The organism is Comamonas sp. 4034 (genome assembly GCF_050434545.1).
In the GTDB taxonomy this organism is placed as follows: Bacteria; Pseudomonadota; Gammaproteobacteria; order Burkholderiales; family Burkholderiaceae_C; genus Comamonas; species Comamonas odontotermitis.
Genome location: NZ_JBNDIT010000002.1, coordinates 1 through 25,980, shown reverse-complemented (window position 1 = coordinate 25,980; position 25,980 = coordinate 1). Strand labels below are relative to the sequence as shown.

Genomic DNA, 25,980 nt, shown 5'->3' with positions numbered 1-25,980 from the left:
GTGTTGAGACATATCGCCCGACTCGCAGCATGGACTGCAACATTTGCCTTGCTTTCGCAACTGACAGCTTGTACTACAGCTCCCAAAATTGACCGCACAGCATTCCAGACGGCAAAGCCAGCCTCCATCCTCGTGCTTCCCCCTGTCAACGATGCGCCAGACGTCAATGCGACACCCAGTGTGCTTTCGCATGCCACGTACCCGTTGGCTGAAGCTGGCTACTATGTAACGCCGGTCACGCTGGTAACTGAAACATTCCGCCAGAACGGGATGGCCATACCCAGCGATATCCATGACGTGCCCTATACCAAGCTGCGGGAGATATTTGGCGCAGATGCTGCGCTGTATATCAAAGTCAATCGCTATGGCACCAGCTATATGGTCATCAGCAGTGCAGCGGTGGTGCAAGTGCAGGCACAGTTGATCGACCTCAAAACTGGCCAGGAGCTATGGAAGGGCCAAGCCAGTGCATCCAGTGAGGAAGGCGGAAACAGTGGCGGAGGCTTGGCAGGGATGCTGATCACTGCAGTGATCAAGCAGGTAATCAACAGCACGACCGATGCATCCCATGGTGTAGCCGGGGTTGCGACCTCCAGATTGCTGGCAGCGGGACGCCCCAACGGCGTACTCTACGGCCCGCGTTCGCCGCTATACGGCAAGGATTGACATGACATGACATGACTTGCCTCGCACGCTCGCTGATGCAGCGTGCGTCATGCATCCATCGAAAAGCACCATCGAGGTGCTTTTCTTTTTGGAGCCGACTGCTCAAATCATGGAAGCTGATTCAGCCCCGCCGCAGCCAGCCAAACCAGATGCACGCAGCCGTTGGAATGCCCAGTGTGAGCCAGGCCAGCATGTCGCCAAGGCCGCCGTCGCTGAACAGCGCAGATACCAGTCCGATGCAGGTAAGCAGGCCCATGGCGAGGGGCCAGCCCCACAGCGCCCAGAAGGGGTGGCGCAGCTTCATGGCGAAGTCTCCAGCGATTTTTTCAGCGTTGCCAGGGCAGGCGTCGCCCCATCCGCCTCGGCGGCACTCTCGGCCTTGCGTTCAGGGACGGTGTTGCCCTTTCTGAGCCACAGGTACAGGCCGCTGCCCAGTACGATGATAGTGGCGATGTCGAGCAGCGCCCAGAGGATCTGCATCGGCATGCCGCCGTAGTCGCCAAAATGCAGCGGCTGCGACACCAGCAGCGCTGTCAGATACCAGGGCAGCTGGGGCGCCGCCGTCATTTCGGTCGTCTTGGCATCCACCAGCACCGGTTGCAGCAGCTTGGATGTGAAAGGTTCATTGCCCTTGAGGAAGAAGGTGGTGTGGTGCGGGCTGGAGAAGGCCGTGCCGGGGAAGGCAATGAAGGAGAGCTTGGTCTGCGGCGCCTGGGCCTGCGCCACTTCCATCGAGCGCTGCACCGAGCCGCGCTCGGCCACCGGCACGGTAGGCTGGCCCTGGTAGGGCACCATGAGCGCGCTGAGCTGGTCATACTGCCAGTACTTGATGACCAGATCCGCCCAGGTGTTGATCATGCCCGTGGCGCCCACCACAAAGAGCCACACCAGCGTGACGATGCCCAGCAGGTTGTGCAGATCGAGCCACTTGAGGCGTGTGCGCCTGTCGCGCCGCACCGTGCCGAAATCGAGCTTGCGCATGAAGGGGGCGTACAGCACCACGCCGCTGACGATGGCCACCAGAAGCAGCAGGCCCATGAAGCCCAGAAACAGCTTGCCAGGCAGACCTGCGAACAGGTCGACATGCAGCTTGAACATCACGTACATGAAGCCTTCGTCAAAGCGCGGCTGTGCCAGCACCTGAGCCGTTCGCGCATCGATGGCTACCGAGCGGAAGTCCTCCGTCGGCTCCGGCGTAGGCGTCAGAGTGATGAACCAGAGGTTGTCGTCGTCCGCATCCTTGGAGGCGAACTGCACCACGCGGTCGGGGTGCTGGGCGCGCGCCACTTCCAGCACCTTGTCCAGGCTGGCGTGCGGCGTGCCGGGCGCCATCTTGGGGGTCTCCACCTCGGTGCCCAGCAGGTGGCCGATCTCGTGGTGAAAGATCAGCGGCAGGCCGGTCAGGCACAGCAGCAGCATGAAGACGGTGCAGACAAGGCTGCTCCACTTGTGCAGCCATGCCCAGGTCTTGATCGTTCGGCTCTGCATGGATCAGAACCTGTAGGTGGCGCTGGCCACCACGCTGCGCCGCGCGCCCCACCAGCAGTCACCACGGGCCAGGCAGGTGCTGAAATAGGCCTTGTCCGTTGCGTTGTTGATGTTGAGCGCGTAGCGCCAGTGTTCCGAATCGTAGGCCACCATCAGGTCAAGCAGCGCCACAGAGGGCATGCGAGGGCCACGGTCTGCGCCTTCGATGTCCTGGAAGCCGCTCAGATAGCGCACGCCCGCGCCTGCCGAGAAGCCCGTCACCCCGGCAATGGCAAAGCGGTACTTGCCCCACACCGATGCCTGGTTGCGCGGCATGTCGGTGAGCTTGCGGTCCACATTGGTGTAGTTGTAGTTGGCGATCAGGTCGACGGACTTGGCCAGCGTGGTCTTGAGCTCCAGCTCCAGCCCCTTGTTTCTGGTTGCGTCAACCTGCCGGCCATAGTTGGGGTTGGTGGCGTCGGCAACAATGCGGTTCTTTTCCTTGAGCGAATAGACCGACGCGGTGAAGCTGGTGACCGAGCCTTCGGGCTGGTACTTGACGCCAGCCTCCACCTGCTCGCCGCGCAGCGGCTTGAACAGGCTGCCCGCCACATCGGTGCCCGCCTGCGGCGTGAATGATTCGGTATAGCTCAGGTACGGCGACCAGCCCGAGGGCAGCGCGTACATCACACCCAGGCGTCGGCTGTTGGCAGTGGTGGTCTCCGATGCGCTGCCTTCTGAGCCGCTGGTGCTGCGGTCATGGCGCAGACCAGCCACGAAGATCCACTGGTTCCACTTCATCTGGTCCTGCAGGTAGATGCCCGCATTGCGCTGCGTGGTGCGCGACCGGTCGGTCAGCTCGGTCACCGGCACATAGCCAATGCCGTAGACCGGGTTGTAGGCATCGATGGTGCTGTAGGTGGAGCCTTCGCGCTTGTCCTGGCGCTGGCGCGAGTATTCCGCCCCCACCAGCAGGGTGTGCTGCACCGCACCCGTGCCGAAATGGCCTTCGACATGGTTGTCGATGGCGTTCATGCGGGTCCATGCCAACGATTTGTCGTTGTAGCGCCCCAGCAGGCGCTGGCCCGCCGGGTCCTCCTTCCAGCCGCCGGGCAGCGCGAAGGAATCGGCGTAGTGGTAGTGCGAATCGTTGAAGGTGCGCGCAGTGCGCGCATTCTGGCGATAGCTCCACTGGTCGTTGAAGCGGTGCTCGAACTGCCAGCCGAAGGTCTTGCGCGTGGTGTCATAGCCATCGCCCGGCTCTCCGATGAAACGGCTGCTGGGCAACTGTCCATTGACGTTGGGCAGGAAGGTACCCTGCCAGGGCAGGAACTGCGCGGTACTGCCGGTCTTGTCCTTCTGCCACAGGCCTTGCAGCGTAAGCGAAGTAGCAGCGCTTGGCCGCCAGGTGAGCGAAGGCGCCAGCAGCGAGCGATCATCGGGCACATAGTCCACCTGGGTGTCTGACTTGCGCTGCAGCGCAATCAGGCGGTACGACCAGGCACCATCGGCACTGAGCGGGCCGGTCAGATCCGCCTGAATCTGCTTGCGGCCGAACGAGCCAAATTGCACGCCCACTTCGCGCGCAGCCTCTGCCTGCGGGCGCTTGCTGACCATGTTGACCACGCCGGCCGCCGTACCGGCACCGAACAGCATGCCCGCCGGCCCGCGCAGCACCTCCACCCGCTCCAGCGTATACGGATCAGGCCGTGCGGTGGCCGTGTACCAGCCAGAGGAATACATCTGCAGCCCATCCAGGTACAGCGACGGCTCGCTGCCCCGGATCAGAAAACTGTCGGTGCGCGAGTCGATCCCATAGGCGTCGGAGCGCACGCCCGCGGCGTAGGTCAGCGCATCCTGCAGGTTGGTGGCTCCCTGGTCGAGTATCTGGTCGCGCGTCACCACCGTGACGGACTGCGGCGTTTCGGCCAATGGCGTGTCGGTCTTGGTAGCGGTGGCAGCATTTCGGGCCCGATAGCCGATCACGGACGAAGTCGCCGTCTCGGCCTCTGTGGATGCGTTGACCCGCACTGTCGGCAGGGTTGCCTCGGCAGGTGTTGCTGCAGACGGCTCCTGCGCCATCGCGACCGAACCCGCAGACAGCGCGACTATCGCGGCCGCAGAATGCACGGCCAGACGCGTGCGGCTGGCAATCGGAAATGAGGAAGCCATTGACGTTATAAATATTAATGAGAATAATTCGCATTCTAATCAAATTATTGAATCAATGCACCTACCGCGCGGGCATGGTTCATCGGCACAGCCATTGGCTGACTTGCGCTGAAACCCGCACCCAATAGGCCGATGCATTGAAAGTGCATGCCCGCGCCGCTAGCATGCGCACCATGTGGAAAACCAAGACACTCCCGCCCGCCCTCCTGGCCGCTGGCTCGCTCGTTTTCATGCTGGCCGGCTGCGCCAGCAGCGCTTCGCCCTCCGCCACTCCGCTGGGGGACTGGAAGCGCCAGCTGCTACTGCAACACCCGCCAGATGTGCTGTTGCTTGGCGAACAGCACGATGCCCCGGAACACCAGCAGTGGCAGCGCGATACCGTGGCGCAATGGGCCGCGCACGGACGTCTGACTGCCGTGGTGCTGGAGATGGCCGATGCAGGCAACAGCACGCAGGGCCTGCCCGCATCGGCAAGCGAAGCCGAAGTGCAGAAGGCCCTGGCCTGGAATGATGCTGGCTGGCCGTGGAAGAGCTATGGTCCCGTCGTGATGACCGCTGTGCAGGCCGGTGTGCCGGTGTTGGGCGGCAACCTGCCGCGCGCAAAGATGCGCGAGGTGATGCAACAGCCGCAATGGGACACCCACTTGCCGCAACCCGGCTGGCAGCGCCAGCTGGACGCCATCCGCGACGGCCACTGCGGCCTGCTGCCCGATGCGCAGTTGGCGCCAATGGCACGCATACAGCTCGCCAAGGATGCGAGCATGGCCCGCACGGCGCAGCAACAGGTGCAGGCAGGCAAGACGGTGATACTGATTGCCGGACGCGGCCATGTGCTGCGCAGCATTGGCGTGCCCAGCTGGCTGCCGCCGGGTACGCGCTCGGTGGTGGCCATCGGGCAGGCAGGCGATGTAGAGCAAGCCCCGCAAGCCGACCGGGACTCGGTCCACTACACCCCCGCCATTCCCGCCAAGGACCATTGCGCCGAGCTGCGCGCCAAGTGGAAGAAATAGGGGCAACGGCAGCGCCTGCGCCAGATCAGGCGGCGCGAAGATCGCGTCAAGCGGGCGAACGGATGGACAACCGGATCAGCCGTCCACTTTCACATTCGCCTCCTTGATCACTGCCGCCCATTTGGCAACTTCCGCCTTCTGAAAATCTGCCACCTGCGCGGTACTCATCGTCGAGGCATCCATGCCCATGGATTTGAGCCGCGCCTGCATGTCGGGCGTGGCGATGATCCGGGCAATCTCCTGGTGCAGCCGCTGCACGATGGCATCGGGTGTGCCGGTCGGCGCAAAAATCGCCTGCCACGAAGTCACCTCGAAATCACCCAGCCCGTTGATGCCCGATTCGGCCACCGTTGGCACGTCCTTCAGCGCCTCAAGCCGCTGCTTCGACGTCACCGCCAGCGCACGCAGCTTGCCGCTTTGGATGTGCGGCGCAGCCACCACCGTGGTGTCGAACATCATGTCCACCTGCCCGCCCATCACATCCTGGATGGCCGGGCCGCTACCCTTGTAAGGCACATGGGTGAACTTGACGCCCGATTTCCAACCCAACATCTCCAGCGCCAGGTGCTGCGAAGTGCCGGTACCTGCCGATGCGGAAGACAGGCCGCCCTGCTTTTTCTTCGATGCCTCCAGCACATCCTTCAGACTCTTGTAGGGGCTGTCGGCCGCCACCACCAGCACGAGCGGATTGGTGCCGATCAAGCTGATGGGAGTGAATGATTTGACCGGGTCATACCCCAGCTTGGGGTAGAGACTGATGTTGATGGCGTGCGAGCTGATGGTGCCGCCCAGAATGGTGAACCCATCGGGCTGGGCGCGCGCCGCCAGCTCCGAGCCCACGCTGCCACCCGCCCCGCCCTTGTTCTCGATCACCACCGTGGTGCCCAGCGCCGGGCCCAGTTGCTGCGCAATCAGGCGGCCCAGCGTATCGGTGGTGCCGCCGGTAGCAAACGGCACCATGTAGGTAATGGGCTTGCCCTTGGGCCAGTTACCCTGCGCGCGCACAGCGGCGGGCAGGCAGGCCAGCGCCAGGGGGACGGCAGCGGCTTTCAACAGTTGACGGCGTTGCATGTCTGTCTCCAATCGTGTGGTTCAAAAAGGGGGATGCACCCGTCTTGCTGCGGGTTGGAATGGCTCTTCAAAATATGCACTCAGGTCACTGGCGCCGGGTTGAACAGCACGAGCGCGTTGTGCAGCTTCCAGTGCTCGGCCCAGGTTTTTTTCTTGCCGCTGGCCACATCCAGCATCAGGTGAAACAGCTCCCAGCCCAGGTCTTCGATGCTGGCCTCACCATCGGCAATGCGACCCGCATTCACATCCATCAAGTCGTGCCAGCGGCGCGCCAGATCACTGCGCGTGGCCACCTTGATCACCGGGCACTCCGCCAGTCCGTATGGCGTGCCGCGACCCGTGGTGAAGATGTGCAGGTTCATGCCTGCTGCCAGTTGCAAGGTTCCGCAGATGAAGTCGGACGCGGGCGTGGCCGCATAGATCAGGCCCTTTTGCTGCAGCTTTTCGCCGGGTGCCAGCACGCCGTCGATGGGTGCCGAGCCTGATTTGACGATGGAGCCCATGGCCTTTTCCACGATGTTGGACAGGCCGCCCTTCTTGTTGCCGGGCGTGGTGTTGGCGCTGCGGTCGGCACTGCCGCGCGCCAGGTAGGCGTCGTACCAGGCCATCTGCTCCACCATGGCCTGCGCCACCTGCGGCGTGCGGGCGCGCGAAGTCAGCTGGTCAATGCCGTCGCGCACCTCGGTCACTTCCGAAAACATCACGCTCGCGCCAGCGCGCACCAGCAGATCAGTGGCAAAACCCACAGCCGGATTGGCCGTGACGCCGCTGAAGGCATCGCTGCCACCGCACTGCACGCCCACCACCAGCGCGCTCGCGGGCACGGTCTGGCGGCGGCGCTGGTTGAGCTTTCGCAGATGCACATCGGCCTGGCGCACGATGGAGTCGATCATGCTCATGAAGCCCACATGCTCTTCGGCCTGCAGGCACACCACATCCAGATTGGCGGCGGGCGCAGGGGGTGCGGCTGCATCGCGCTTCAAAGGCAACAGCGGCGCTTCGAGCGGCAGCAGGCGCTCGGGCTGCAGCTTTTCGCAGCCCAGGCTCACCACCATCACCTCGCCGCCAAAATTGGGGTTGTGGCTGATGTTGCGCAGGGTGCGGATCGGGATCACGGCATCGGGCGCATCAATCGCCACGCCGCAGCCGTAGGTGTGCTCCAGGCCCACTACATCATCGACATGCGGATAGAGGGGCAGCAGCTCCCTTCGGATGCGCGCCACTGCCACATCCACCACGCCCGACACGCATTGCACCGTGGTGGTGATCGCCAGAATATTGCGCGTACCCACCGAGCCGTCGGCGTTGACGTAGCCTTCAAAGGTATGGCCCTCAAGAGGCGGCTGCACAGGCGGCTTCACCGTTGCCATGGGCAGGCCATGCAGTTCGGGCGCGGTGGGCATGCGCAGGGTCTGCTCGTTGACCCAGCTGCCGCGCGGCAAGGCGCGGCTGGCGTAGCCGATGACCACGTTGTAGCGGCGCACGGCATCGCCTTCGGCCAGATCGGCCAGCGCCACCTTGTGGCCTTGCGGCACCTTGTCCACGAGCGTCATGCCGTCGGCAAACAGGGTACCCGCAGGCAGGCCACCGTCGTTGGCGACAATGGCCACATTGTCTGCCGGGTGCATGCGGATGTAGAGCGGTTGGTTCGTCATCACGGCGCCCTCACTTCACGGTCATGAACAGGCCAGGCAGCCAGGTGGTGAATGCAGGCACGAAGGTGACGAGCGCCAGCGCAAAGATCAGCGCACCATAGAACGGCCAGATGGTGCGCATCACCGTGCCGACCGAGACCCCGCCAATGGCGCAGCCAACAAACTGCGTGGTGCCCACGGGCGGCGTGTTCAGGCCCAGCGCGCAGTTGATGAGCAGCACGATGCCGAACTGCACCGAACTCATGCCGTAGTGCTGCGCAATCGGCAGGAAAATTGGCGTGCACAGCAAGATGGTGGCAGCCATGTCCAGAAAGGTGCCCAGCACGAACAGGATGACGTTGATCAGCAGAAAGATCATCCACGGTGTGGTGGTGATCTCAGAGAGCAGCTGGCCCGTCAGCTCGGCCACGCCATACAAGCTGATCAGGTAGCCGAAGGTGCTGGAGATGCCGATCAGCAGCAGGATGATGCCGGTGTTGCGCACCGCCTTGGAGGCAGCCTTGACAAAGTGCTCCCACTTGATCGACCGGTACACCAGCACCGTCAGCGCCAGCGCATACAGCACAGCCACCACAGCCGATTCCGTGGCGGTAAATACGCCGGACAGGATGCCGCCCAGGATCAGCACCACCACCAAGAGGCCCGGCAGCGCCGCCGCAAAGCTGCGCGCCACAATGTGCCAGCCGGGAAAGGTGCCCGCAGGGTAACCGCGCCTGCGCGCCACCCAGTAGGCCGCTGCCAGGTTGGACAGCGTCAGGATCACGGCGGGGAGGATGGCCGCAAGGATCAGCGCCGCAATCGATACCTTGCCGCTCGCTGCCAGCGCATAGATGATGATGTTGTGGCTGGTGGGCATGAGCGCGCCCACCAGGGCGGCGTGCGTCGTCACGTTCACCGCGTAGTCGGCGTGGTAGCCCTCCTTCTTCATCATCGGAATCATCACCGCGCCCATGGCCGAGACATCGGCCACTGGCGAACCGGAGACGCCGCCAAACAGGGTGCAGGCCACCACGTTCGACATGCCCAGGCCCCCGCGCACATGGCCGATCAGCGCCCGGGCAAAGTTGACGATCCGGTCTGCAATGCCGCCGTACAGCATCAGTTCACCGGCAAAGATGAAGAAGGGAATGGCGAGGAAGGAGAAAACGCTCATGCCCGCCGTCATCTGCTGAAAGCCGACCTCCAGCGGCAGGCCTTCATAGGCCAGTGTGGCCAGCGCCGACAGGCCAATCGAGAACGCCACGGGCACGCCCAGCAGCAGCAGGAGTGCAAACGAGATGCACAGAATCAACAAGGGGGTTGTCATCGCGAGACCTCGGCTGCTCAGTTGGCTTCCACTTCGCGGCCCTGCGCGAGTGCAATGATGTGTTCAATGGAAAACAGCACGATCAGGCTGCCTGCGATAACGGCTGGAATGTATTTCCAGCCTTCGGAGATGCCCAGGGTGGGCAGGCGGTATTCCCACACCGATTCGGCCAGCGACGCGCAGCTGTACGCCATGCAGGCGCCAAACAGCAGCACCAGTGCGTGGATCAGGTATTCCATCTTGGTGCGTAACCAGTCCGGCGCCAGCACCAGAAACGATTCCAGCCCGATATGGCCGGAGTTGCGCACGCCTACGGCAACGCCGAACATGGTGACGTACAGCACCAGCAGCAGCGACAAGCTCTCGGCCCAGGTCGGCGTGTTGTTGAGCACATAACGGCCAAACACCTGCCAGCTCACCGCGGCAATCAGGAGCACCAGGCCCAGCACCCCCAGCCACATGCACCAGCGGGACAATGCGCTGCAAATTTTGGTATACATAGTTTTCAGGCCAGATCAAACCCCAGCGCTTGCACAGCAAGCGCCAGCAGCTATTGTTTTTGATACAAATCGCCTGACGAGGCTTGCGCCAGCCAGGCAACCGTGGCTGTGCTGGTTATTGGGTTTCCTGCGTGCGCTTGACCAGATCCTTGAGCTTGGCGTCGGTGATGAACTTGTCATACACCGGCTTCATCGCGGCCTGGAAAGGCGCCTTGTCGATCTCGATGATCTCGGCGCCGCCAGCCTTCACGATGGCGAGCGATTTGGCCTCGCGCTCGGCCCACTGCTTGCGCATATAGGGCACCGATTCCTTGGCAGCCTGGCGAATCCAGCCTTGCTCCTCGGGCGAGAGTTTGTCGAAGGTGCGCTTGGAGAACAGCAGAATCTCGGGCGCCATCGAATGCTCGGTCTTGGTGAAGTACTTGGCCACCTCAAACGAACGAGAGCTTTCATAGGTCGGGTAGTTGTTTTCGGCTGCATCGATCAGGCCGGTCTTCAGGCCCGTGTAGACCTCGCCCATCGGCATGGGCGTGGCATTGGCTCCCATGGCTTCGAGCATGCTCACCCACAGGTCGGACTGCTGCACGCGCACCTTCATGCCCTTCATGTCGGCGAAGGATTTGACCGGCTTCTTGGCGGTGAACATCGAGCGCGCACCGCTGTCGTAAAAGCCCAGGCCGACAAAGCCCTGCTTTTCGCAGGCCTTCAGAATCTCCTCGCCCACAGGGCCGTCAAGCACCTTGTGCATGTGCTCCACCGAGCGGAAGAGAAACGGCATGGTCGGCACGATGGTTTCGCCACAGACATTGTTCATCGCGCCGACGTTCACGCGCACCATGGCGAGCGCGCCGATCTTGGCCTGCTCGATGGTTTCCTTCTCTCCACCCAGCGCTCCGTTGGGGTAGACGCGAATGGTGTGCTTGCCACCAGACAGCGCCTTCAGGCGCTCCCCCATGAACTTGACCGCCTGCACGGTCGGGTAGTCGTCCGGGTGGATATCGGATGAGCGGAATTCCGTTGCGCTGGCAGCCAGCGACAACACACTTGCGGCCAAGGCCACCCACAGTTTGTTGGCTTTCATTTGTCTTCCTCTTTCTCAACAGTTTTCTTTGTCAAACAGCGCCCCACGCTCCGGCGCAGGCCATACCTCAAAAACCTAGCCTCCGGCAAACGCAGGCTCGGGCAAGCCCTGTACGCCCGGCTGCAGTGCAAATACGCCCCCCGCGAGCGGCTGCTCGGCCAGATCCACGCCATCGGGCCGGATCGATGTGACGTACAGCACATCCAAATTCGCGCCGCCAAACGCACACATCGCCGGCTTCTTGACAGGAACGGCGAGCGACCGGTCCAGCCTGCCATCGGGGGTGAAGCGGTGCACCAGCCCCGCGTCGTTGCCGCAGATCCAATAGCAGCCATCGGCGTCCACCGCAGCCCCGTCGGGTCGGCCAGGCAAGAGCGTCATGTCCACGAACACCCGGCGATTGCGCGGCGTGCCCGTGGCAATGTCGTAGTCGAAGGCCCAGATCGTCTGCACGCTGGGGTGTGAATCGGACAGGTACATGGTTTGACCGTCAGGGCTGAACGCCAGGCCATTGGGGGTGATCAGCGGCCCCAGCTGCAAATCAGTGGCAGCGCCTGCAGCCAGCTCGCCTGCCCCCAGGCGATACACCTTGCCCACAGCCTGCGCAGCCGCCATGTCCATGAACATGGTGCCTGCGACAAAGCGGCCCTGGCGGTCGCAGCGGCCATCGTTGAAGCGCATGCCAGGCAAGGCGTGCTGCACGGCAGCGAGTGAGCGCACCTGCGCGGTCTCCACGCCCTCTTCTGCGGTCACCTCGTAGATGCCATCTTCCAGCCCCGCTACCCAGCGCTGGCCATCGCCATTCCAGGCCGACATGCAGGCCAGCATCTGCGGCAGTTGCCACTGCGCGTGCTGCAACTTGCCCGCCAGCCAGCGGTGGAGCATGCCACGCGGAATATCGGCCCAGTACAGCGCCTGCTCGGAGGCCCGCCACACCGGGCTCTCGCCGGTGGCGTTGCGTGCATCCAGAACGAGTTCGGCACTCATGCCGGCTGGCCTTTATCGTCACCAAAAGGGCCTTGCGCCGTAAAGGCACCGCCTTGGTAAACCGCCACCGGGTCATTGGCCGCGGGTGCGGGCTGCGCTTCGACCTTGGCGCGCCAGGGCTCGGAGCTGTCCTTGGGCGCAAAGCCCAGGTGGGCGGCGGCATGGTTGTCCCACCAGGCGTCGCGGTTGTCGGATGCGCCATACACCACCGTGTGGCCGACGCTCGGGGTGAACAGGCCTTTTTCGATCAGCTGCACCAGGTCGTCGTAGCTGAGCCAGGTGCTCATCATGCGGCGATCCTTGGGCTCGGGGAAGGACGAGCCGATGCGCATGCTGACGGTTTCGATGCCGTAGCGGTCAAAGTAGAAGCTCGCCATGTCCTCACCAAAGGATTTGGACAGGCCGTAGTACCCATCAGGGCGGCGGCGCACATGGGCGTCGAGTCTGTCGCTCTGCTTGTAAAAGCCGATCACGTGGTTGGAACTGGCAAACACCACGCGCCGCACGCCGTGGCGGCGTGCGGCTTCGTACAGGTTGAAGATGCCTTTGATGTTGGCTTCCAGCACTTCTTCAAAGGGGCGCTCCACCGATACACCGCCCATGTGCACAATGGCATCGCACCCGGCCACCAGCGCGTCAACCGCCTGCTTGTCCGCCAGATCGCAAAGCACCACCTCCTCGCTCGCATCACGAGCGGGCGCCATGCCTGCCACGTCCGACAGGCGCAACACCTCGGCATAGGGGCGCAAGCGCTCACGCAGCACCTTGCCCAGGCCGCCGGCAGCGCCGGTCAACAACAAACGATGCACTCTCAAAGGCTGACTCATAAATGTTCAATATCCGGGGTTAGTGATATGTTGTCATACAACATGTTGCGATTATCATCAGAGCCATGAGCAAGCCGACCTCGGAATTACCCCAATCCCCTGCAATTTTTTCCAGCCCGGATGCTGGCGCCCTGCGCAACAAGGCCAACCGGGGCAGCCGCAACCTGGCCAACCTGCTGTCTGAAGAGTTCGAAACCAAGATCCGCCAGGGCCTGCTGGGTGAAGGCGACAAGCTGCCCACCGAGTCGGAACTGGTGCGCAGCTACGATGTCAGCCGCACCGTCGTGCGCGAAGCGCTGTCCAAGTTGCAGGCGTCGGGTCTGGTGGAGACGCGGCACGGCATCGGCACCTTTGTGTTGCCTGCGCGCCAAAGCCCTGGCCTGGTGCTGAGCGCCAGCGAACTGAGCGAGTCGGTCGACGTGCTCGCCGTGCTGGAATTGCGCATCAGCCTGGAGACCGAGGCTGCGGGCCTTGCCGCCCAGCGCCGCCAGCCACAGCACCTGCACGCCATGCTGCAGGCGCTGCAGGCCTTCGAGATCAACTTTGCCGCCGGGGCAGAGACGGTCAGCCACGACCTCGCATTCCATCTGAGCATTGCCCAGGCAACGGGCAACCGCTACTTCCAGGATATCTTGCAGCACTTTGGCAGCATGCTGATACCGCGCACCCGCATTGCATCCATCGACAAGCCCGCACGCGATCCAGACTATCTGCGCCGCGTCAACCGCGAGCATGAAGAGATCTATGCCGCCATCGAGCGCCAGGATGCCGATTCAGCCCGGGCCGCCATGCGCATCCACCTGACCAATTCACGCGAACGCCTGCGCCTGGCCCAGCGGCAAAGCGCAGGAGCCACTGCTCAGAACGCCTGATCCGCGCAGAAGACCGCTCGCTTGGCGAGCGCCTGGCGCCCCTTTTGGCAGGCGGGCGTGCAACACGAGCGCTCATGCCCACTGCGCCTTTCTCTTAGAACCTGTTCAAAGTCTCCTCGCGCCGCGACAGTACCTTGGCGGGCGCCCGGCTAGGGGCGCCCGCCAAGGTACTGTCCCTGCGGGTTGGGGCGAAATCGGGCGATTTCTGCGCGCTGCATCTCGCTTGGGCATGAGCCCAAGCATCGCTACATCGCTTTGAACTCATCCCGATTGCACCCCAACGCGGCTGCGTAGAGACTTTGAACAGGTTCTCAGCCCTTTATTCCGTGATTGACGCGATCTAGGTGTTAACCTGCAGACGAGGTGCCTTTACATTCTGATTTTAAGTTGTATGATGACTTACAACAACTCAGGAGACAGCACCCAATGATCACCCGCGCCCGGTTTCTCCATACCGCGCTGGCCTTTGCAGCCAGCGCCGCACTCGGCCCGGCTCTGGCTGCCGATGCCTGGCCAAGCAAGCCCATCCGGCTGGTTGTGCCCTATCCGCCCGGGGGCAGCTCCGACATCATTGCGCGCTCGATCGGCCAGTTGATCTCGCAGGAGTTGAAGCAACCGGTTGTCATCGACAACAAGCCCGGCGCCAATGGCAACCTGGGCGCCGAGCTGGTAGCCCGGGCCCAGCCCGATGGCTACACCTGGCTGCTGTGCGATCTGGGTGCGCTGGCCATCTCGCCATCCATCTACACCAAGCTGGCTTTTGACCCGAGCAAGGACTTGCGCGGCGCCGCCATGCTGGCCTATTCGCCGCACATGCTGGTAGTGCACCCTTCGGTACAGGCAAGCAACCTGCAGGAGCTGGTGGCACTGTCGAAAAAGCAGGACCTGAACTTTGCCGTGACGGCCACCGGCAGTGCCCCGCATCTGGCGGGGGTGGAGCTGGCCCGCATCACCGGCGCCAAGTGGGTGTATGTGCCCTACAAGGGCGGTGTGCAATCGGTGCAGGACACCGTCGCCGGCCAGACCCAGGTGCTGATGAATGGCATGCTGGCCACCTACCCACAGGTGCAGAGCGGCAAGCTCAAGCTGCTGGGCATCTCCAAGGAAAGCCGCATGCCGTTGATCGCCGATGTGCCCACGCTGGCCGAGCAAGGCGCCAAAGGTTTTGCCTCCGGCACATGGCAGGGCGTGGTGTTGCCCGCCAAGACGCCGGATGCAGTGGTGCAGCGCGTCAACCAGGCGCTGCTGGCAGCCATCCGCACGCCCGATGTACGGGCCCGTCTCACCGGCCAGGGCGCCGAGGTCGTCACGATGACACCGGCCCAGACCGACCAGTTCTTCAACGCCGAACGCCAGCGCTGGCGCACGGTTGTTCAATCCGCCAACCTGCAGCTGGACTGATCACCACTGCGGTTGCTCCCTCTTATCCGTTTTGAAAGATGATTTATGACCACCATGAGCCCCCAGGATGTGAAGCGCGTGATGAGCTCCGGCCTGCTGTCCTTCCCCGTAACCGATTTTGATGCGCAGGGCAACTTCAACGCCAAGGGCTATGCATCGCGCCTGGAATGGCTGGCGCCCTATGGCGCAAGCGCACTGTTCGCTGCGGGCGGCACGGGCGAATTCTTCTCGCTCACGGCAGACGAATACCCAGAGATCATCCAAACCGCCGTCGACACCTGCAAGGGCAAGGTGCCCATCATTGCAGGCGCTGGCGGCCCCACGCGCTTTGCAATCCAGTGCGCGCAGGCCGCAGAGGCAGCTGGCGCCCATGGCATTCTGCTGATGCCGCATTACATGACCGAGGCCAGCCAGGAAGGCCTCGCCGCACACGTGGAAGCGGTCTGCAAGAGCGTGAAGTTCGGCGTCATCATCTACAACCGTGGCCAGAGCAAATTCACGCCCGAGACCGTGGCGCGCCTGTGCGAGCGCAACCCCAACCTGGTGGGCTTCAAGGATGGCGTGGGCGACATCGAGGCCATGTCGGCCATGTACCTGACGATGGGCGACCGCCTGGCCTACCTGGGTGGCCTGCCCACTGCGGAGGTGTATGCGGCCGCGTACAAGGCACTGGGCACACCGGTGTACTCGTCTGCGGTGTTCAACTTCATCCCCAAGACTGCAATGCGCTTTTACGAAGCCGTTCGCACCGACGACCATGCCACCCAGCACCAGTTGCTCAAGGACTTCTTCATGCCTTACCTGAAGATCCGCAACCGCAGCGCAGGCTATGCCGTCTCCATCATCAAGGCCGGGGCCAAACTGGTGGGCCACGATGCAGGCCCGGTACGCACACCACTGGCCGATTTGAAGCCGGAAGAGGTCGACATGCTCGCAGCCTTGATCAAGAAGGTTGAAGGCTGAACCTGCCACCACCGCCTGCCCGCAGGGCAGGCGCACCCCTTTTCACCATGACTGAAGCCACCCGCCCCCGTGTCCTGCAAATGGGCAAGATGCCCTTGCCCGCGCTGGATGCCGATCTGGCGCGCGAATTTGACATCACCGTTCTCAGCGAGCAGCCGGACCCGGTGCAGTTCCTTGCACGGCATGGCGCGCAGTTCGAGTACTTCGTCACCTCTGCCGGCATGGGCGCGCCCGCCCAGGTGATTGAGGCCCTGCCCCGCCTGCGCTGCATCAGCAGCTTTGGGGTAGGCTTTGATTCGCTGGACCAGGCCTCCACCCTTGCGCGTGGTGCCCGCGTGGGCTATACCCCCGGCGTGCTGGACGATTGCGTGGCCGACATGGCCTTTGCCCTGCTGTTGGACGCCGCACGCCACGTGTCTGCCGCCGACCGCTTTGTGCGCGCAGGCTTGTGGCCGCAGCAGCGCTTTGGCGTCTACACCCGGGCATCGGGCAAGCGCCTGGGCATTCTGGGCATGGGCCGCATCGGCCTGCAGGTGGCGCGGCGTGCCAGCGGTTTTGACATGCAGGTGGCCTACCACAACCGGCGCCCGGTAGCAGATTCCGCGCACCGGTACATGGCCTCTCTGCAAGAGCTGGCGGCGTGGTGCGATTTCCTCGTCATCACGGCTGCGGGCGGCAGCGCAACGCAGCACCTCGTCGATGCCAAGGTGCTTCAGGCACTGGGGCCGCAAGGCTTTCTCATCAATGTGGCGCGCGGCAGCGTGGTGGACGAGGCCGCGCTGTTGCATGCCTTGCAAAACGGCACCATCGCCGGGGCCGGCCTTGATGTATTTGAAGAGGAGCCTCGCCCACTGCCCGGCCTTTTGCAGCAGGACAATGTGGTGCTGGCCCCACATATCGCCAGTGGTACGCAGGAAACGCGGCGCGCCATGGCAGATCTGGTGCTCGCCAACCTGCGCAGCTTTATCGCCCACGGCAGCCTGGTGCAGGAAGTTCCCTGGTCGCAAGCCGCTGCTGCGGCACGCACCGAATGACAGAACCGCAGAGAGACACGCCCATGGCTCCAACACCCACCATCACCGAGATCGAAGTCATTCCCGTAGCAGGCCGCGATGGCATGCTGATGAACCTGAGCGGCGCGCACGCGCCCTTCTTCACCCGCAACGTGGTGCTGGTGCATGACAGCAGCGGCCACACTGGTGTGGGCGAGGTGCCGGGCGGCGAAGGCATACGCCAGGCGCTCGAAGACAGCAAGGCCGCGCTGCTGGGCCAGTCCATTGGCCAGCACCTGCAATTGCTGCAGAAGGTACAGCTGCTGCTGGCTGGCCGTGACAGCGGCGGTCGAGGCCTGCAGACGTTTGACCTGCGCATCGCCATCCATGCCGTCACGGCGGTCGAATCTGCCTTGCTCGACCTGCTGGGCCAGCATTTGGGAGTGCCCGTGGCAGCCTTGCTGGGCGAGGGCCAGCAGCGCTCGCGCGTCGAAATGCTGGGCTACCTGTTCTTCGTTGGTCCGTCCGAGAAAACCGACCTACCCTACATCCAGCCGGGCGATGACCACACGGGCAACGACGCCTGGAGCCAGACCCGCCACCTGACGGCCATGACGCCCGAGGCCATCGTGCACCAGGCAGAAGCCGCGCATGCGCGCTATGGTTTCAACGATTTCAAGCTCAAAGGCGGTGTGCTGTCAGGCGAGGAAGAGGTACAGACAGTGACCGCGCTGGCGCAACGCTTTCCACAAGCGCGTGTCACGCTCGACCCCAATGGCGGCTGGCTCCTGAAGGACGCCATCCGCTTGATGCGCGACATGCACGGCGTGCTGGCCTATGCGGAAGACCCCTGCGGGGCGGAAGGCGGCTTTTCGGGCCGCGAGGTGATGGCCGAATTTCGCCGCGCCACCGGCCTGCCGACGGCCACCAACATGGTGGCGACCGACTGGCGCCAGATGGTGCATGCACTGTCGCTGCAGTCAGTCGACATTCCGCTGGCCGACCCGCATTTCTGGACCATGGCGGGCTCCGTGCGTGTGGGCCAGACCTGCCGCGACTGGGGCCTGACCTGGGGCTCGCACTCCAACAACCATTTCGACATTTCGCTGGCCATGTTCACCCATGTGGCCGCAGCCGTTCCCGGCAAGGTCACCGCCATCGATACGCACTGGATCTGGCAGGACGGCCAGTTCCTCACGACCAACCCGTTCCAGATCAAGGATGGCTTCGTCGATGTGCCCCAGACCCCGGGGCTGGGGGTCATCGTCGACCGTGCAGCACTGCAGCGCGCCAATGCCTTGTACATGGAGCATGGCCTGGGAGCACGCAACGATGCCATGGCCATGCAGTACCTGATTCCCGGCTGGCAGTTCGACCCCAAGCGCCCGTGCATGTTGCGTTGATTACTATTTATTTCATAGCAATCTGCACCGACCCAATAGGCGCCAGAGGCCTTTTTATCAAAATACCACCATGACGATCTACAACAACCTCATCAACGGCAACTGGACTGCGGGCCATGCCACCACACCCAACACCAACCCCAGCGATCAGGCCGATGTGATTGGCGAATACGCACAAGGCGACGCAGCCGATGTGAATGCGGCGGTGGCTGCAGCGCAGGCAGCTTTTCCCGCCTGGAGCACCTCGGGCATCCAGGCACGCCACGATGCCCTCGACAAGATCGGCAACGAGATTCTGGCCCGCAAGGACGAGCTGGGCGACCTGCTGGCACGCGAGGAAGGCAAGACCCGCCCTGAAGCCATTGGCGAGGTGGCGCGGGCAGGCCAGATCTTCAAGTTCTTTGCAGGCGAATGCCTGCGCCTGGCCGGTGAGATCCTTCCATCGGTGCGCCCTGGCATTGGTGTGGAGATCACGCGCGAGCCCATTGGCGTGGTGGGCCTGATCACGCCGTGGAATTTTCCCATCGCCATTCCGGCGTGGAAAATCGCCCCGGCGCTGGCCTTTGGCAACTGCGTGGTCCTCAAGCCTGCCGATCTGGTGCCGGGCAGCGCCTGGGCGTTGGCCGACATCATCCACCGCTGCGGCATTCCAGCCGGTGTGTTCAACCTCGTCATGGGCAGGGGCCGCGTGATCGGCGAAGCCCTGGTGCAGCACCCCGATGTGGCTGCCATCAGCTTCACCGGGTCGGTAGGCGTGGGCCGCAGCATTGCCGAAGCCTGCGTCAAGAGCGGCAAGAAGGTACAGCTGGAGATGGGAGGCAAGAACCCCCAGGTGGTGCTGGACGATGCCGATCTGGCCCAGGCCGTGGAGCTGTCGGCGCAAAGCTGCTTCTACTCCACCGGCCAGCGTTGCACGGCATCGAGCCGCCTGATCGTGACCGAGAATATCTACCCTGCCTTCATCGAAGCCTTGCAGGCCCGCATGGCCAAGCTCAAGGTGGGCGATGCGCGCGCAGCAGGCACTGATATCGGCCCCGTGGTCAGCCAGGCACAGCTGGAGCAGGACCTGAGCTACGTGGAAATCGCCAAGGGTGAAGGCGCCGTGCTGGCCGCTGGTGGCGAGCGCATTGGCTGCCACACGGGCAGCGGCAAGCAGGGCTTTTTCCTGCAACCCGCCTTGTTGGTGGACAGCACGCCTGCCATGCGCATCAACCGCGAAGAGGTGTTTGGCCCGGTGGCCAGCGTGATCCGCGTGCACGACTATGACGAGGCGCTGGCCGTGGCCAACGACACGCCATTCGGCCTGTCGGCAGGCATTGCCACCACGAGCCTGAAATACGCCACGCACTTCAAGCGCCATGCGCAGGCTGGCATGGTGATGGTGAATTTGCCCACGGCGGGCGTGGATTACCACGTGCCCTTTGGCGGTCGCAAAGGATCGAGCTACGGCCCGCGCGAGCAAGGCCGCTATGCGCAGGAGTTCTACACCACGGTCAAAACGGCATACACCCTGGCATGAGCACGGCAGGAACCAGCCACGCGCCTGCACCCGTAGCATCCGCGTGGCGCAGCCCTGCCGTGGTGGCCGGTGTGGCGCTGCTGTGCTGCCTGCTATGGGGCAGTTCGTATCCGGCGATCAAGGGCGGCTATGCGCTGTTCTCCATCGCGCAGTCCGATCTGCCTAGCAAGCTGCTGTTTGCAGGTTGGCGTTTTGTGATGGCGGGCGGCTTTGTGCTGTTGGTGGCTGCTGCCATGGGCAAGCCTGCGCTGCAGACGTTTCGCGCACATCCGCGCCAACTGCTGGTGCTGGGCGCTACGCAGACCAGCCTGCAATACGTGTTCTTCTACCTGGGCCTGGCCTACACCACGGGCGTCAAAGGCGCCATCATGAACGCCACAGCCACCTTTTTCAGCGTGCTGATAGCACATGGGTTCTACGCCAACGACCGGCTCACACCTGCCAAGACTCTGGGCTGCGTGATCGGCTTTGCTGGCGTGCTGACGGTAACGCTGGGCGGCAATGGCGAGTTGGGCGGTGCCTTCAGCTGGCAGGGCGAAGGCTCGGTGGTGCTCGCGGCGCTGATTCTGGCGGCATCCAGCATCTACGGCAAACAGCTGTCGCAAACCGTGGATGCCATGGCCATGACCGGCTGGCAACTGGGCCTGGGCGGTACGCTGCTGGTGCTGATGGGCTGGGGCAGCGGCGGCCAGATGGGCCTGCCGTCCTGGCAGGCACTGGCGCTTCTGGTGTATCTGGCCCTGCTGTCCTCAGCCGCCTTTACCTTGTGGAGCCTGCTGCTCAAGCACAACCGCGTCAGCCAGGTGACGATCTACAACTTCACCGTACCCGTTTTTGGCTCCGTGCTGTCGGCGTGGTTCCTCGGGGAGACTCTGTGGGCTTGGCACTATGTGCTGGCCCTCGCCATGGTGTGCCTGGGCATCTGGCTGGTGACGCGAGAAGCACGGGGAACGCGCAAATCGGGAAACGCATAACCCGGGCCAGAAATAGCGCGCACACTCGGGTACTGCAGCTGGCGGAAAATAGCGGGCATGAAACTCCTGCCCGACCTGTCCCTGCCGGTAAGCGCCGACATCAACGACCCCAAGCCGTTCATCCTCTACCACGGGCGCAGCTGCCCTGATGGCTATGGCGCCGCGCTGGCAGCCTGGCTGTTCTTTGGCGACAAGGCAGAGTTCCGCGGCCTGGACCACGGCGAGATCCAGACGGTGGACGACCTGGGCGACCTGAGTGGTCGCACCATCTACATCCTCGATTTCGCCTTTGGCCCCGAGCTGCTGGCCGCCATTGAAGCCAAGGCCCACAAGCTGGTGCTGCTGGACCACCACAAGAGCGCCGCAGAAAAGCTGACCGGCTACCGCTGCACCTGCGGCGTGGTGCACTTTGACATGAACAAGTCCGGTGCGCGCCTTGCGTGGGAGTTTTTCCACCCGTCCGAAGCGATTCCAGCCCTCATCCTGCACATTGAAGATCGCGATATCTGGCGCTGGCAGTATCCCGAGAGCGGCGCTTTCCTGGCGGCGCTTGACATGGAGCCACGCACATTCGAGCGCTGGGCCGAGATCGCGGCCTTCACGCCCGAGCAGCTGGCAGCCTTCATGGCACGCGGCGGAGCCATGGACGAAAAGTACCTGAAACTGTGCAGCGATATCGCCGAGGGAGCGCAGCCTGTTGTCTTCAACGGCATTGCAGGCCTGATGGTGAACGCCCCCGGCATGTTCCACAGCCAGGTGGGCGACATTCTGGCCAAAAAGAGCGGCAGCTTTGCGCTGATGTGGAGCGCCAACGAAAAAGGCGTGAAATGCGGCCTGCGTTCACGCTCCGATTTCAACTGCATTCCGCTCGCAGAAAGCATGGGCGGTGGCGGACATGCGCAGGCCTGCGGTTTTCGCATGGGTGCAGACCGCCTGCCTGAGTTGCTGGCTGGCAGCCTGACCGCGCGGCCCGAGGATGCCCTGCCAGCCCCCCGCCCCGCACCTGCAACCGCAGCATGAGCAATACCAGCCCCCAGGCGCAGCGGTGTCCGCTCTGCGGACAGCACAACCAGTGCGCTGTCGCCCAGGGCTTGCCGGCAGAGCAATGCTGGTGCATGACGGCGCAGATCAGCCCCGATGCGTTGCAGCGTGTACCTGCCGCTGAACGCGGCCAGCGCTGCATCTGCCCCGCCTGCGGGCAAGCCACCGTTGGCTTGGACACAGCAGGCGCTGGTGCTCAGGCGCTAAAGTTGCGATAATTATTGGCACTCAACGCAAGCCTGCCAAGCGCATCAAGCTATTAAATTCATAGTATCTCGTACGCAAGGGCGATCCAGGTTTGCGCCGTCGCACGCCATCCATCATGCATATCAGCAACCACAATGCCCAAGATCTGCGCGTCCTGTACGGCGAGCGCTTCCGCTGGTATCTGCTCTTTACCGTGATGATCGGCACGATGGCGTCGATCATCTCGTCCACCATCTTCAATGTGGCCATTCCGGCCATGAGCCACCATTTCCAGCTGGGCCAGTCGCGCGCGCAGTGGGTGACATCGTCGTTCATGGTAGCCACCACGGTGGCAATGCTGACCACCCCCTGGCTGCTGACGCGCTATGGCTACCGCAACACCTATCTGGGCGCCGTCGTCCTGCTGATGCTTGGCGGCATCGGGGGCGGCTTCAGCACCGATTACAACCTGGTGCTGGTCGCACGCGTGGTCGAGGGCCTCGCTGCAGGCGTGATTCAGCCCATTCCGGCCATCATCATCCTGCACGCCTTCGCACCCAATGAACAAGGCCGCGCCAATGGCTTGTTCGGCATGGGCATTGTGCTGGCGCCGGCCATCGGCCCGAGCGTGGGCGGATTGCTGGTGGACTGGATGGGTTGGCGCTCGGTGTTTTTCATGGTGGTGCCGCTGTGTCTGGCCTCGATCTGGTTGGGTCTGCGGTATGTGCCCGTCAATGCTCCAGGCGGCGCATCGGCCGACCGCAAAGGCAAGAGCCTCGACTGGATTGGTCTGGGCATTGCCACGGTGGGCACCATCTGCCTGCTCAACGGCCTCGTCGCACTGCATGGGACCAGTTGGCAGGAAAGCGCTGTGCTGCTTGCCATCGCCCTGGCATGCTTTCCGGGGTTTGTGGCATGGGAAAAGCGCATGCTGGCCCGTGGCGAAAAGCCGCTGATGGATCTGCGCCTGTTTGCCTGCAAGCCCTTTGCCGCCGGCTGTATTGTCGCCTTCATCTACGGCACCGCGCTGTTTGGATCCACCTACCTGCTGCCGGTGTTCATGCAACTGGGGCTGTCTTACTCTGCTTCAGTGGTGGGAACCACCATGCTGCCAGCAGGCCTGGTGCTGGGCGGCGTGATCGCCCTGGCGGGCCGCATGGCCGACCGCACGCCGGCCCATTGGCTGGTGATAGGTGGGCTGGCGCTGCTGGCACTGTCATTTGTGCTCACAGGCGTGCTGCAACCCGGCTCGTCGCTGTGGCTGCTGGTGGGCTACACCGTGCTGGGCCGCATTGGCCTGGGCTTCATCCTGCCCTCGCTCACCCTTGGCAGCATGCGCCCGCTGGACAAAAGCCTCATCTCGCAAGGCTCCAGCACATTCAGCTTTCTGCGCATGCTGGGTGGTGCGGCTGGCGTCAGCCTGTGCGGCATCTTTCTGGAGTGGCGCGTGGGTTACTACGCTGCGCAATCGGCGGCGGTAGAGATTGCCATGGCAGAGCGCGTGTCCGCTTTCCGCGATACCTTTGCCTTGCTGGCTGTCGTGTGCGTGCTCGCAGGCATCGCCGCGCTCCAGCTGCGCGCGCGGCCAACGCCTGCGGCGCACTGATGGCGGCTGAGGATGGTCTACACTAGGTCTTCAGTGCGTTTTGAGAGTGTTCTGCCATGTGCCAATTGCTGGGGATGAACTGCAACACCCCCACCGATATCAACTTCAGCTTTACCGGCTTTTCGCAGCGTGCCGGCAACACGGACCACCACAGTGACGGCTGGGGCATTGCCTTTTTCGAAGAAGGCGGCCTGCGCCACCTGGTGGATCACCACCCGGCCGCGGATTCGCCGATGGCGGAGCTGATCCGTCGCTACCCCATCAAAAGCCGCAATGTCATCGCACACATCCGCAAGGCGACACAAGGCCGCGTGCTGCTGCAGAACTGCCACCCCTTTGTACGAGAACTCTGGGGCAAGAACTGGGTCTTTGCCCACAATGGCGATCTGAAGGACTTTCGTCCGCGTCTGCATGCACATTTCCGCCCTGTTGGCGATACCGACAGCGAACACGTATTCTGCTGGATCATGCAGGAGCTGTGGAAATCCCACGCAGGCACGCCAAGCATCGCAGAGCTCACACACACTTTGCGCGACCTGGCAGCGCGCATTGCACCGCATGGCACCTTTAATTTTCTGCTCTGCAACGGCGATGCACTCTGGGCCCATGCCACCACATTCCTCTGCTACACGGAGCGTGCACACCCGTTCTCGCATGCGCACCTGAGCGACGAAGACCTCAGCCTCGATTTCTCCACCTGCACCACGCCACAGGACCGCGTCGCCGTCGTCGTCACAACCCCCCTCACCACCAATGAGGAATGGACGCACTTTCAACCCGGTGAGCTGATGGTATTTGACCAGGGACGGCGGCTATTTCTGTAAATGTGCTGTGCATTAAAAACGGCTCCTTCCAGGAGCCATTGTCACCCGCCACAATCAAACCATCAGGCCTGTTGCAGTCGATCAGCGCGCATGCAAGCTGCTGCGGTAAAGAGCACATCGGTGGACGAATTCAGCGCGGTCTCGGCAGAGTCCTGTACAACGCCGATGAGCATCCCCACCATCACGACCTGCATCACCACATCATTACTGATACCAAACAGACTGCAGGCCAGCGGAATCAGCAGCAGCGAGCCCCCTGCCACACCGGATGCGCCGCATGCGCACAGCGCCGACACAACACAGAGCAGTATTGCAGTCGGTAGCGCCACCTGAATACCCATGGTGTGAGCCGCCGCCAGTGATAACACGCTGATCGTGATGGCAGCACCTGCCATATTGATCGTGGCACCCAGCGGAATGGCAATGGAATAGGTATCTCGATCCAGGCCCAGCTTTTCGGCCAATGCCAGGTTGACTGGAATGTTGGCCGCTGAGCTACGCGTGAAAAAAGCCGTCACAGCACTCTCGCGCAAGCAAGTCAGAACCAAGGGATAAGGATTCGCACGAATGACTGCTCCCACAATCAAGGGGTTCACCACAAGAGCAACAAAAAGCATTGCACCAACCAACACCAGCAGCACACGCACATAGCCCACCAGGGCATCGGCGCCTGCCTCTGCAAAGGTAGACGCAACCAATCCCAAAACACCAAGCGGCGCCAGGCGAATCACCCACTGAATCACCTGCGTGATTGCCCCTGCGGCATCCTGGATCATTTGCCTGGAGCTCTCCGCCGCATGACGGAATGCAAAACCCAAAGCGATCGCCCAGGCGAGCACTCCAATATAGTTACCCGCCATCAAAGCGTGCACCGGGTTATCTACCACCTGCATCAGCAGATCCAGCATGACTTGCGAGACATCCTTGGGCGCCTGGCTCACATCGGCAGCGCCTTCCAAATGCAAAATGGTAGGAAAGAGCATGCTGGCAGCAACACCTACAAGCGCTGCAGCGAAAGTGCCCACAAGATAGAGAGCCAACACGGGCCGCATATGCGTCGCGGCACCCTTGCGCTGGCCACATATCGCAGCCATAACCAAAATGAGTACAAGAATCGGTGCCACCGCCTTGAGGGCCGAAACAAACAATTTGCCCAAAATGGACAATCCACTTGCGCCCTCTGGCATCAGGTATCCAATGGCTACGCCCAATACCATCGCGCACATGATTTGTGCCACCAGGCTGGTTCGCAGCACCACACGCGTCAACGAAGAAAACATAATCAGTCAAAAATCTGCAAGCGCGATCCGCGCAAATACCATGAGGTTTTGCCCCTAAATAATCCGCCAGTTTCGAGCCCGCAAAAGCAAAACCCCCGCAGTCGAAGACTGAGGGGGTTTGGGAATAAAAGCCTGACGATGACCTACTTTCACACGGGAATCCGCACTATCATCGGC

Annotated in this window: 24 protein-coding genes; 13 read left to right on the top strand and 11 right to left on the bottom strand. The window is 62.8% G+C overall.

Annotated elements, in window-relative coordinates:
* Positions 1 to 666: a DUF799 domain-containing protein gene (locus tag ABIE32_RS02655; protein ID WP_429013695.1), complete on the top strand. Its 666-nt coding sequence runs from the start codon at positions 1 to 3 to the stop codon at positions 664 to 666.
* 121 nt (positions 667 to 787) lie between these two features.
* Here the strand turns inward: ABIE32_RS02655 and ABIE32_RS02650 are convergent, their stop codons facing one another.
* The 3 genes from ABIE32_RS02650 to ABIE32_RS02640 are packed head-to-tail and all read right to left on the bottom strand — an operon-like array spanning position 788 to position 4,305.
* Entirely contained in the window at positions 788 to 970 is a 183-nt protein-coding gene (locus ABIE32_RS02650) for a hypothetical protein (protein ID WP_429013693.1), read from the bottom strand.
* Positions 967 to 2,154 carry a PepSY-associated TM helix domain-containing protein gene (locus ABIE32_RS02645; protein ID WP_429013690.1) on the bottom strand — a complete coding sequence of 396 codons (1,188 nt, stop codon included), beginning with the start codon at positions 2,152 to 2,154 and terminating at the stop codon, positions 967 to 969. Before ABIE32_RS02645 ends, ABIE32_RS02650 begins: the two co-directional genes overlap by 4 nt.
* A 3-nt stretch (positions 2,155 to 2,157) precedes the next feature.
* Positions 2,158 to 4,305, bottom strand: coding sequence for a TonB-dependent siderophore receptor (locus ABIE32_RS02640; RefSeq protein WP_429013688.1), 2,148 nt, complete (start codon positions 4,303 to 4,305; stop codon positions 2,158 to 2,160).
* A 173-nt stretch (positions 4,306 to 4,478) separates the two neighbouring features.
* Between ABIE32_RS02640 and ABIE32_RS02635 the strand changes: the two genes are divergently transcribed.
* Positions 4,479 to 5,315, top strand: a complete 837-nt coding sequence (locus tag ABIE32_RS02635) for a ChaN family lipoprotein (RefSeq protein ID WP_429013685.1) — start codon at positions 4,479 to 4,481, stop codon at positions 5,313 to 5,315.
* Between the two features lie 75 nt (positions 5,316 to 5,390).
* Here the strand turns inward: ABIE32_RS02635 and ABIE32_RS02630 are convergent, their stop codons facing one another.
* From ABIE32_RS02630 to ABIE32_RS02600, 7 genes are all read right to left on the bottom strand, one after another.
* Complete coding sequence (locus ABIE32_RS02630) at positions 5,391 to 6,386, bottom strand: Bug family tripartite tricarboxylate transporter substrate binding protein (RefSeq protein ID WP_429013682.1); 996 nt, start codon at positions 6,384 to 6,386, stop codon at positions 5,391 to 5,393.
* 80 nt (positions 6,387 to 6,466) lie between these two features.
* Complete coding sequence (gene garD / locus ABIE32_RS02625) at positions 6,467 to 8,041, bottom strand: galactarate dehydratase (protein ID WP_429013680.1); 1,575 nt, start codon at positions 8,039 to 8,041, stop codon at positions 6,467 to 6,469.
* A 10-nt stretch (positions 8,042 to 8,051) separates the two neighbouring features.
* Positions 8,052 to 9,347: a TRAP transporter large permease gene (locus ABIE32_RS02620; protein WP_429013677.1), complete on the bottom strand. Its 1,296-nt coding sequence runs from the start codon at positions 9,345 to 9,347 to the stop codon at positions 8,052 to 8,054.
* A 17-nt stretch (positions 9,348 to 9,364) separates the two neighbouring features.
* Positions 9,365 to 9,847: a TRAP transporter small permease gene (locus ABIE32_RS02615; protein WP_224153071.1), complete on the bottom strand. Its 483-nt coding sequence runs from the start codon at positions 9,845 to 9,847 to the stop codon at positions 9,365 to 9,367.
* A gap of 115 nt (positions 9,848 to 9,962) precedes the next feature.
* On the bottom strand, positions 9,963 to 10,928 hold the full coding sequence (locus tag ABIE32_RS02610) for a TRAP transporter substrate-binding protein (RefSeq protein ID WP_429013673.1): 966 nt from the start codon (positions 10,926 to 10,928) through the stop codon (positions 9,963 to 9,965).
* A gap of 75 nt (positions 10,929 to 11,003) precedes the next feature.
* Complete coding sequence (locus tag ABIE32_RS02605) at positions 11,004 to 11,915, bottom strand: SMP-30/gluconolactonase/LRE family protein (protein ID WP_429013670.1); 912 nt, start codon at positions 11,913 to 11,915, stop codon at positions 11,004 to 11,006.
* Positions 11,912 to 12,742: an NAD-dependent epimerase/dehydratase family protein gene (locus tag ABIE32_RS02600; protein ID WP_429013667.1), complete on the bottom strand. Its 831-nt coding sequence runs from the start codon at positions 12,740 to 12,742 to the stop codon at positions 11,912 to 11,914. Before ABIE32_RS02600 ends, ABIE32_RS02605 begins: the two co-directional genes overlap by 4 nt.
* A 65-nt stretch (positions 12,743 to 12,807) precedes the next feature.
* On the opposite strand from ABIE32_RS02600, the gene ABIE32_RS02595 reads away from it, so the two are divergent.
* From ABIE32_RS02595 to ABIE32_RS02545, 11 genes are all read left to right on the top strand, one after another.
* A complete protein-coding gene (locus ABIE32_RS02595; protein ID WP_395025188.1) occupies positions 12,808 to 13,614 on the top strand; it encodes a FadR/GntR family transcriptional regulator in 807 nt (268 codons plus the stop codon).
* Positions 13,615 to 14,040: 426 nt separating this feature from the next.
* Positions 14,041 to 15,015: a Bug family tripartite tricarboxylate transporter substrate binding protein gene (locus tag ABIE32_RS02590; protein WP_224153067.1), complete on the top strand. Its 975-nt coding sequence runs from the start codon at positions 14,041 to 14,043 to the stop codon at positions 15,013 to 15,015.
* 54 nt (positions 15,016 to 15,069) lie between these two features.
* Positions 15,070 to 15,978: a 5-dehydro-4-deoxyglucarate dehydratase gene (gene kdgD, locus ABIE32_RS02585; protein WP_429014237.1), complete on the top strand. Its 909-nt coding sequence runs from the start codon at positions 15,070 to 15,072 to the stop codon at positions 15,976 to 15,978.
* A 47-nt stretch (positions 15,979 to 16,025) separates the two neighbouring features.
* Positions 16,026 to 17,012, top strand: coding sequence for a 2-hydroxyacid dehydrogenase (locus ABIE32_RS02580; protein WP_429013663.1), 987 nt, complete (start codon positions 16,026 to 16,028; stop codon positions 17,010 to 17,012).
* A 23-nt stretch (positions 17,013 to 17,035) separates the two neighbouring features.
* Positions 17,036 to 18,373: an enolase C-terminal domain-like protein gene (locus ABIE32_RS02575; protein WP_429013661.1), complete on the top strand. Its 1,338-nt coding sequence runs from the start codon at positions 17,036 to 17,038 to the stop codon at positions 18,371 to 18,373.
* A 70-nt stretch (positions 18,374 to 18,443) separates the two neighbouring features.
* On the top strand, positions 18,444 to 19,892 hold the full coding sequence (locus ABIE32_RS02570) for an aldehyde dehydrogenase family protein (RefSeq protein ID WP_429013658.1): 1,449 nt from the start codon (positions 18,444 to 18,446) through the stop codon (positions 19,890 to 19,892).
* The gene (locus ABIE32_RS02565) at positions 19,889 to 20,866 is read left to right on the top strand and encodes a DMT family transporter (protein WP_429013655.1); all 978 of its coding nucleotides are present in this window, start codon (positions 19,889 to 19,891) and stop codon (positions 20,864 to 20,866) included. The genes ABIE32_RS02570 and ABIE32_RS02565 overlap by 4 nt, the downstream gene beginning before the upstream one ends.
* A gap of 57 nt (positions 20,867 to 20,923) precedes the next feature.
* Positions 20,924 to 21,886: a DHH family phosphoesterase gene (locus ABIE32_RS02560; RefSeq protein ID WP_429013652.1), complete on the top strand. Its 963-nt coding sequence runs from the start codon at positions 20,924 to 20,926 to the stop codon at positions 21,884 to 21,886.
* Positions 21,883 to 22,125 carry a cysteine-rich CWC family protein gene (locus tag ABIE32_RS02555; protein ID WP_429013649.1) on the top strand — a complete coding sequence of 81 codons (243 nt, stop codon included), beginning with the start codon at positions 21,883 to 21,885 and terminating at the stop codon, positions 22,123 to 22,125. Before ABIE32_RS02560 ends, ABIE32_RS02555 begins: the two co-directional genes overlap by 4 nt.
* 104 nt (positions 22,126 to 22,229) lie before the next feature.
* Positions 22,230 to 23,699 (top strand): MFS transporter, encoded by a 1,470-nt coding sequence (locus ABIE32_RS02550; RefSeq protein ID WP_429013647.1) that lies wholly within the window; start codon positions 22,230 to 22,232, stop codon positions 23,697 to 23,699.
* 56 nt (positions 23,700 to 23,755) lie between these two features.
* Entirely contained in the window at positions 23,756 to 24,523 is a 768-nt protein-coding gene (locus tag ABIE32_RS02545) for a class II glutamine amidotransferase (RefSeq protein ID WP_224153059.1), read from the top strand.
* Positions 24,524 to 24,585: 62 nt separating this feature from the next.
* Here the strand turns inward: ABIE32_RS02545 and sstT are convergent, their stop codons facing one another.
* Positions 24,586 to 25,803, bottom strand: coding sequence for a serine/threonine transporter SstT (gene sstT / locus ABIE32_RS02540; RefSeq protein ID WP_429013644.1), 1,218 nt, complete (start codon positions 25,801 to 25,803; stop codon positions 24,586 to 24,588).
* Positions 25,804 to 25,980 lie beyond the last annotated feature (177 nt).

Coding starts and splice junctions, on each gene's coding strand:
- garD (WP_429013680.1), bottom strand. CDS start 8,041: ATGACGAACCAACCGCTCTACATCCGCATGCACCCGGCAGACAATGTG.
- ABIE32_RS02555 (WP_429013649.1), top strand. CDS start 21,883: ATGAGCAATACCAGCCCCCAGGCGCAGCGGTGTCCGCTCTGCGGACAG.
- ABIE32_RS02615 (WP_224153071.1), bottom strand. CDS start 9,847: ATGTATACCAAAATTTGCAGCGCATTGTCCCGCTGGTGCATGTGGCTG.
- ABIE32_RS02630 (WP_429013682.1), bottom strand. CDS start 6,386: ATGCAACGCCGTCAACTGTTGAAAGCCGCTGCCGTCCCCCTGGCGCTG.
- ABIE32_RS02560 (WP_429013652.1), top strand. CDS start 20,924: ATGAAACTCCTGCCCGACCTGTCCCTGCCGGTAAGCGCCGACATCAAC.
- kdgD (WP_429014237.1), top strand. CDS start 15,070: ATGAGCCCCCAGGATGTGAAGCGCGTGATGAGCTCCGGCCTGCTGTCC.
- ABIE32_RS02640 (WP_429013688.1), bottom strand. CDS start 4,305: ATGGCTTCCTCATTTCCGATTGCCAGCCGCACGCGTCTGGCCGTGCAT.
- ABIE32_RS02565 (WP_429013655.1), top strand. CDS start 19,889: ATGAGCACGGCAGGAACCAGCCACGCGCCTGCACCCGTAGCATCCGCG.
- ABIE32_RS02570 (WP_429013658.1), top strand. CDS start 18,444: ATGACGATCTACAACAACCTCATCAACGGCAACTGGACTGCGGGCCAT.
- ABIE32_RS02610 (WP_429013673.1), bottom strand. CDS start 10,928: ATGAAAGCCAACAAACTGTGGGTGGCCTTGGCCGCAAGTGTGTTGTCG.
- ABIE32_RS02590 (WP_224153067.1), top strand. CDS start 14,041: ATGATCACCCGCGCCCGGTTTCTCCATACCGCGCTGGCCTTTGCAGCC.
- ABIE32_RS02645 (WP_429013690.1), bottom strand. CDS start 2,154: ATGCAGAGCCGAACGATCAAGACCTGGGCATGGCTGCACAAGTGGAGC.
- ABIE32_RS02595 (WP_395025188.1), top strand. CDS start 12,808: ATGAGCAAGCCGACCTCGGAATTACCCCAATCCCCTGCAATTTTTTCC.
- ABIE32_RS02605 (WP_429013670.1), bottom strand. CDS start 11,915: ATGAGTGCCGAACTCGTTCTGGATGCACGCAACGCCACCGGCGAGAGC.
- ABIE32_RS02620 (WP_429013677.1), bottom strand. CDS start 9,347: ATGACAACCCCCTTGTTGATTCTGTGCATCTCGTTTGCACTCCTGCTG.
- ABIE32_RS02635 (WP_429013685.1), top strand. CDS start 4,479: ATGTGGAAAACCAAGACACTCCCGCCCGCCCTCCTGGCCGCTGGCTCG.
- ABIE32_RS02650 (WP_429013693.1), bottom strand. CDS start 970: ATGAAGCTGCGCCACCCCTTCTGGGCGCTGTGGGGCTGGCCCCTCGCC.
- ABIE32_RS02545 (WP_224153059.1), top strand. CDS start 23,756: ATGTGCCAATTGCTGGGGATGAACTGCAACACCCCCACCGATATCAAC.
- ABIE32_RS02580 (WP_429013663.1), top strand. CDS start 16,026: ATGACTGAAGCCACCCGCCCCCGTGTCCTGCAAATGGGCAAGATGCCC.
- ABIE32_RS02600 (WP_429013667.1), bottom strand. CDS start 12,742: ATGAGTCAGCCTTTGAGAGTGCATCGTTTGTTGTTGACCGGCGCTGCC.
- sstT (WP_429013644.1), bottom strand. CDS start 25,803: ATGTTTTCTTCGTTGACGCGTGTGGTGCTGCGAACCAGCCTGGTGGCA.
- ABIE32_RS02550 (WP_429013647.1), top strand. CDS start 22,230: ATGCATATCAGCAACCACAATGCCCAAGATCTGCGCGTCCTGTACGGC.
- ABIE32_RS02575 (WP_429013661.1), top strand. CDS start 17,036: ATGGCTCCAACACCCACCATCACCGAGATCGAAGTCATTCCCGTAGCA.